Genomic DNA, 6,711 nt, shown 5'->3' with positions numbered 1-6,711 from the left:
TGGTGGGAACGCACTGGTGCTGGTGTCATGGTTTTTGCGGGGCTTACTCCTGTTGGTAAGGGAATAAAAGTAGTCAAAGGCGCCAAAAAAGTTTCCAATGCAATAGATGCAGCAGCCACACTAGAAAAACAACGGAAAACTTTAGAAGCTAATAGCTTAGCGGGTAAAGAATACGAAACAAAAATGTTCGAGGTTATAAAACAACAAAAACCTAAATCTGAATTGAATGAACAAATAACCGTACAAACAAAATCGGGCGTACGCACTCGTATAGATATAGGAGGCAAGGACGCAAATGGTAAGATTGACTTAGTGGAGTTAAAATCGTCACCTACTGCACCCCTTACTAAAAATCAGAAAAAAGCCTTCCCCGAAATTGCGGAATCAGGTGCAATTGTTAAAAGTAGGAACAAACCACCATTTGAACATTTAGAAGAGATTCCACCAACGAAAATAAATGTAATAAGAAAAGAAGAATAAGGAGGCTTTTATATGGCATTACATGATACGGATCAAGTCGATTTAGTTTTAATAGACGAGGATAATAAAGATAATGTGTACTTAACAATCTTTGATGCTTTAGAGTGGAATAAAAGCGAAGAACTTGACGATGAGCACATTTTACTTCTACAAGACAAAATCAATACATATTTAGGATTCATTGAAAGTGATGAAATCCATGAAAAAGTTCCCAGTACAATAGGAAGAACACAATTCATTATACAAGTGTATTCGCAGAATGAACCTAGTTTTTATGGGAAAAAGTTTTATAACATTGTAAGTGAACAATTAGGAGAATCTGGATATGGATTTGAGTTCCACTATAAACCTATTGATTCTTTAAGTTAAATAAGAGGAACAGGGCGCATAAATGGCGCTCTTTTTTTTATTCGCGAAGGAAGTGCGTACACAACCGCTAAATATCGAAGAAAAGGCGAGTGCAGACGTTAAAACAATGGATATTAACGAAGAAATGCGCATAAAAAAGAGGCAATGCCGTTACACATCGCCCCTCTCACGCTATCACTTATTACTATCACCTATTATTATCGTTATACTCTCGTATCTTATCTCGTACATTTAGAAAAGTCTCCGTAAGCTGTGCGGCTATGACAGATAAAGCGAATAACGCCGAGAATAATTTTATGTAAAAGTTATCTGATACATTCAGCAGCCACAACGCGAATAAACCCAACGTTAATAATATAGTAGACGGTTTCCGCCCATCCTTAATTTTTATCTTAATTCGGAACATGTGCGTCCCTCTCTTCCATATAAATGATTAAGTAATGCTCGTAATGTACGAATATTAATGTTTATTGTGGTATCGCATAAACCAATCCCTTGCTTGTCAGCGTCAATAAATTTATGCCCTTCATAACGCTTCTTATCGTATTTCATGTAGTTGATATAGTTACGAAATGTTTCTGTCGTTAGTTCATCGATATATTTAACCTCGTAATTATCGAGCAACCAATCAGTAAAATCCCCCCACATCTTCGTATAGTCTCTTAAAGTTCTATCTCGACAACCTTCCGCACGTTTTCCCGAAATAACAATATCTAACGCTTGTTCCAAAGTTAGTTGCGGATATTTTTTACTAGCATTTTCCATCTTTGTAATACGCTTTTTCTTCTTTAAAGGCAAAAGAAAAGACCTCCCTAACGATTAAATTTCATCGCTAAGAAGGTCGTCTTCCACAACCGTATATTGAACGTTCTCGGGTCGTTTATCTTCCCAAAGATACTTGTTTTCCTACGGTCTAAACCGTATAATCCGTAATCCTCGGGTTCAGTTTCCGCCTAGACTAACGGAATAAAAAACTTAGCACTCTTCCGGCTTACCAGCATTCGATGCTGTACGGAAAGATGATCCACATCCACATGATGCGATTGCGTTTGGATTGTCGATTGTGAATCCGCCGCCAAGCATCGATTGTTTATAATCAACTTTTACTCCTTTAACAATTGGAGCACTTTCTTTATCAATAACAAATTCAACACCGAAAAATTCAAGAACTGTGTCGTCTTCATTTGGTTCTACTTCAAATCCTAAGCCGTAAGAAAGACCACTACATCCGCCGCCGTGTACAGCAAGGCGCACGTACTTCTCTCCATCTTCAGCATCTTTTAACATATCTTTAATTTGAAAAGCTGCTTGTTCTGTTACTTCAATCATGAAATACACCATCCTTTCTGTTCTCATTCTATTATACATCTTTATGCTTCTATCTTGTACTCATACACTCCGCGGCAAATTACTTCCGCAGGTCCCTTCATTAGCACATTTCCTTCTTCTGTCCATGCGATCATTAAATCGCCGCCAGCTAAATGCACTATAATTTCTTTACCACGTTCCATTTTTCCATTCAGAATTGCCGCAACGACAGCTGCGCATGCTCCTGTTCCGCAAGCTTGCGTTACACCAGATCCACGTTCCCAAACACGGAAGTTCATCTCTTCATCATTTAAAATCTCGATAAATTCAACATTTACTCGCTCTGGAAACATTTCATGTGTCTCAAGGACCGGGCCAAGTGTTGTAAGAGGTGCTTTCTCTACATCATCAACAAAAATGACCGCATGCGGGTTCCCCATTGAAACAGCTGTAAATGCATAACGATGATTATTATATAAGAAGTTTTCACGAATAAATGGTGTTTCTCCTTCACCAAGCATCGGTATTTCTTCACGTGTTAAACGAGGTGCTCCCATGTCGATTTTCGCTAATGTAACTTTGTCATCTTCTACCGTTACTTCTGCCGTAACAATACCAGCTAACGTTTCAATTGTGAAAACTGTATCTTCTACTAGTTTATGCTCATACGCATATTTCGCTACGCAGCGTAAACCATTTCCACAGCTCTTTCCTTCTGAACCATCGTTATTAAACATACGCATTTTCACCGGAGCTACGTCAGAAGGACAAATTAAAATCATACCGTCCGCTCCAATACCAGTATTAATATTTGAAACCTTTTCCGCCACAAGAACTAAATCTTCTTCGGGAATTTGTTCTTCAAACATATTTACATATATATAACTATTGCCAAGACCATGCATTTTTGTAAAAGAAAATTGGCTCATTTGTATTCACTCCAAAAATAATTTGTTATGTTAAGTATAAAATGCATGCTTTTAGAACACAATATGAATGTCCCCCGTTTCTCATATTTGACAACGTTTGGCGATGAGCCATTCTTGCACAAATTGTGTGAGAAAAAAGCCCTTATGAAAGGGCCTTTTTTTATTTATATTCAGTATTATCCTACCCTCCGAAATAACATTTTATCTAAAGGAGAAAGAAAAAGGCGCTGCTCATTCGCAACACCTTAAAACATTGGATTTTCATCCAAATAATCATATACATTATTTACAAGCTCTTCTACTGTCGCACCTTGTACAACTTCACCATTCACAAGAGCAAATGGTCCTTCAAAACAAATACCACAATACCCTAAACAACCATATTCCATTACGTCTAAATTAGGATCTTTTTCTAATTTCTCTAAAGCTGCTTGTGAACCACTTGCAAGGTTACCTACACAAAATTCAATTAATGGTTTAATCAAAATTCTCCCCCCTGTACTACAAAACAAATTACCTTCTGACTTTATCTATAAGAAGAAAACTAAGCTGTTTCTTATTGTTTTCGTTACACTTACTAAACTATTCAATTCCTTCACTGTTTCACTTCAAAGCAAATATTCTTTTCCGTATAAATATATTCATAACACCGCTTTTCGGCTCCCGCAATGAAATAGTAACTAGAAATGGAAAACAGTTTACTTTACTTTTCTTCTTATTGTACAACAGAGTATTCATTCATGCATTGTTATTTGTTCACAAATTCGATATAATTTGATTGAGTAAAGTCGAAATATTTTATTAATATAAAATTTTAAGATTAGGGGATATTTCAACAGAAAAGGGGTAATCCATCATGAAACACCTCGTAATACTAGGTGGCGGCTACGGTGGAATGAGAATTCTGCAACGGCTACTTCCAAGCAACCAACTTCCGGATGATGTGCAAGTGACATTAATCGACAAAGTACCATACCATTGTTTCAAAACTGAATATTATGCATTAGTAGCGGGTACAATTTCAGAAACGCATATTCGCATACCGTTTCCTGAGCACCCACGCCTTAATATTCAATACGGTACAGTGACAAATATTGATCTTGAAACGAAAGCTGTTCATCTCGATGGCGGTGAAGCGATCCAATATGATGATTTAATTATCGGACTTGGTTGTGAAGATAAATATCATAACGTTCCTGGGGCAAAGGAATATACGCACAGTCTACAATCAATTGAACAAACACGTAAGACATATGAACAATTAAATAGCCTAGAACCTAACGCAACAGTAGCTGTCGTCGGTGCTGGCTTAAGTGGCGTTGAAGTAGCAAGTGAACTTCGTGAAAGCCGTTCTGATTTGAAAATCTATTTATTTGATCGAAAAGATAGAATTTTATTCCCGTATCCAGAGAAATTAAGTAGATACGTAGAAGAATGGTTTGTAAAGCACAAAGTTAACATTATACGAAACTCTAACATTACAAAAGTAGAACCAAATATTGTGTACAACCACGATGAGCCACTTGAATGTGATGCAATCGTCTGGACAGCTGGTATTCAAGCAAATGAAGTTGTTCGTAACCTTCCAGTTGAAAAAGATGGTAGCGGAAGGGTTGTTTTAACAAAATATCACAATATTCCGAACAACGAGCATGTTTATGTGGTCGGAGATTGTGCAGCACTTCCACACGCACCATCAGCACAGCTTGCTGAAGGCCAAGGAGAGCAAATTGTCCAAATATTATTAAAACGTTGGAACAATGAACCACTTCCTGATGAACTACCAGTTATTAAATTAAAAGGCGTTCTTGGCTCTCTTGGTAAGAAGCACGGATTTGGTTTGCTCGCAAACCAACCATTAATGGGACGTGTACCGAGATTATTAAAATCCGGTCTTCTTTGGATGTACAAACATCATAAAGGTTAATATTTTAAAGGCTGTCTACTATGTAGGCAGCCTCTTTGCATCCATAAAAAATAATTATCATACATATTTTTCTATTTCTCTCTCTTTTTTGATACGATATAACTAGAATCAGAAAGGAGCAATTTATGTTTATATTAAAAGAAATTACATATAGAGATATACTAAGTATTCCTTATTTACAGATTCAAAAAGAAACAATCACTTGTATTATCGGTGAGAGCGGGAGCGGAAAAAGTACATTACTCCGCATGTTAAATGATCTACAATCTCCAACTTCCGGTACAATCGAATATAACGGAAAACCAATTTCTAATTATCCCCCTATTCAATTACGCCGTGACGTCGTTATGCTCGGGCAAACTCCACCTATTTTTGATGGAACAGTTAAAGACAATCTATTAATGGGGCTTCGTCTTTCTGAAAAACCATTTCCAAATGATGATGCTCTGCGGAGCGCACTACAAACTATTAGCTTAGACAAACTATTAGAAGATAACGCCTCCTCTTTATCAGGCGGTGAAAAACAAAGACTTGCTTTTGCTCGCATTGTACTTATGGATCCACCTGTCTATTTATTAGATGAACCAACCTCGGCGCTAGATAGTGATACAGAACGCCGCGTTATGAAACAATTTTCTACGCTGGCAAGAGAAAAGAAAAAAACAGTTATCTTCATCACACACTCGCAACAACTTCCAGAAGAAATTGCAGACGATATTATTGAAATTAGTAAAACAAACGGTGCAATTAGAAAGGAAGTGCTCTCCGTTGAAGGGCGTTATTGAACTCCAAATTTGGCAACTTGCCGCTGCATATATTTTCATTCTTATTTTAATCGGGCTTGTAAAATTAAAAGGCATACCTCGCGAAAAACAAATCGCGCTCGCAACATTCCGTATGACGATTCAGCTCGTACTTGTTGCCTATGTTCTTACATACGTATTTGAAAATAGTAATCCATTTTATACAATTGCTCTTATTACTTCTATTACTACCTTTGCAATTTTTAATATTTATAAACGAGTTAACATCCCAATGTCTAAAGAATTAAAACGAGTAGCCGCCCTTTCCATGGTCGCCGGATCAATTGGGCCACTTCTACTATTTATCTTTGTTATTATCGGGCACGACCCTTGGTATGCGCCGCAATATATCGTTCCGATTACCGGCATGTTAGTTGGAAACGCGATGACAGGTGTTTCTCTCGGTGCAAATACGTTCTTAAACAGTATGAAATCGCAAAGAGGGCAAATTGAAGGAGCACTTATGCTCGGCGCAACACCGAAAGAAGCAGCTGCTCCGCTCATTCGAGACGCTTTTGACTCTGCCATTTTACCAACAATCAACTCCATGGTCGGAATGGGAATTATAAGCCTACCAGGCATGATGACTGGTCAAATATTATCCGGTGTATCACCATTTACAGCTATTCAATATCAAATTGCCATCATACTCGGTATTTCAGGAAGTACGGCTTTTGCTGTCATTATCTTCTTGCAGCTTGGATATAAGACATTCTTTAATAAACGGTGTCAGTTGAAAGAGGTTGACTATGGTGCACGGTAAATGTTGCGCTGTTCGCAGTAAATGAAATTATATCAGCGATTTTTCGAATATATCGATCATAACTCAAAATATATCAACGATTTTTGAAATATATCGACGATTCGACAAGGAATATCGACTTACCGACAAAAA

At 37.4% G+C, this 6,711-nt stretch carries 9 protein-coding genes and 1 pseudogene; 6 read left to right on the top strand and 4 right to left on the bottom strand.

Annotation, left to right across the window (positions count from 1 at the left end; translation table 11 throughout):
• The 3 genes and pseudogenes from COC96_RS28250 to COC96_RS24685 all read left to right on the top strand — a co-directional run.
• Positions 1–480, top strand: a pseudogene (locus COC96_RS28250) (WXG100 family type VII secretion target); the annotation flags it as partial.
• A 12-nt stretch (positions 481–492) separates the two neighbouring features.
• Complete coding sequence (locus tag COC96_RS24690) at positions 493–849, top strand: DUF6572 domain-containing protein (RefSeq protein ID WP_098268394.1); 357 nt, start codon at positions 493–495, stop codon at positions 847–849.
• 22 nt (positions 850–871) lie between these two features.
• Entirely contained in the window at positions 872–1,084 is a 213-nt protein-coding gene (locus COC96_RS24685; RefSeq protein WP_098268393.1) for a hypothetical protein, read from the top strand.
• A gap of 152 nt (positions 1,085–1,236) precedes the next feature.
• On the opposite strand, the gene COC96_RS24675 is transcribed toward COC96_RS24685, so the two are convergent.
• The 4 genes from COC96_RS24675 to COC96_RS24660 form a co-directional block, all read right to left on the bottom strand.
• Complete coding sequence (locus tag COC96_RS24675) at positions 1,237–1,647, bottom strand: phage integrase SAM-like domain-containing protein (RefSeq protein ID WP_255287982.1); 411 nt, start codon at positions 1,645–1,647, stop codon at positions 1,237–1,239.
• A 177-nt stretch (positions 1,648–1,824) separates the two neighbouring features.
• Positions 1,825–2,178, bottom strand: coding sequence for a HesB/IscA family protein (locus COC96_RS24670; RefSeq protein ID WP_097832218.1), 354 nt, complete (start codon positions 2,176–2,178; stop codon positions 1,825–1,827).
• A 41-nt stretch (positions 2,179–2,219) separates the two neighbouring features.
• Positions 2,220–3,086, bottom strand: coding sequence for a diaminopimelate epimerase (dapF, locus tag COC96_RS24665; RefSeq protein ID WP_098268391.1), 867 nt, complete (start codon positions 3,084–3,086; stop codon positions 2,220–2,222).
• A gap of 245 nt (positions 3,087–3,331) precedes the next feature.
• Positions 3,332–3,571: a YuzB family protein gene (locus COC96_RS24660; RefSeq protein WP_000595025.1), complete on the bottom strand. Its 240-nt coding sequence runs from the start codon at positions 3,569–3,571 to the stop codon at positions 3,332–3,334.
• Positions 3,572–3,942: 371 nt separating this feature from the next.
• Between COC96_RS24660 and COC96_RS24655 the strand changes: the two genes are divergently transcribed.
• From COC96_RS24655 to COC96_RS24645, 3 genes are all read left to right on the top strand, one after another.
• Complete coding sequence (locus COC96_RS24655) at positions 3,943–5,013, top strand: NAD(P)/FAD-dependent oxidoreductase (protein ID WP_098769565.1); 1,071 nt, start codon at positions 3,943–3,945, stop codon at positions 5,011–5,013.
• Between the two features lie 125 nt (positions 5,014–5,138).
• On the top strand, positions 5,139–5,798 hold the full coding sequence (locus COC96_RS24650) for an ABC transporter ATP-binding protein (RefSeq protein WP_098769564.1): 660 nt from the start codon (positions 5,139–5,141) through the stop codon (positions 5,796–5,798).
• On the top strand, positions 5,782–6,579 hold the full coding sequence (locus COC96_RS24645) for an ABC transporter permease (protein WP_098769562.1): 798 nt from the start codon (positions 5,782–5,784) through the stop codon (positions 6,577–6,579). The genes COC96_RS24650 and COC96_RS24645 overlap by 17 nt, the downstream gene beginning before the upstream one ends.
• The last annotated feature ends 132 nt before the right edge of the window (positions 6,580–6,711 follow it).

The sequence above is a fragment of the Bacillus cereus genome, assembly GCF_002577405.1.
GTDB lineage: Bacteria > Bacillota > Bacilli > Bacillales > Bacillaceae_G > Bacillus_A > Bacillus_A cereus_AU.
Note: the sequence above shows the minus strand (reverse complement) of the source record. Positions and strands in the feature narration are given on the sequence as shown.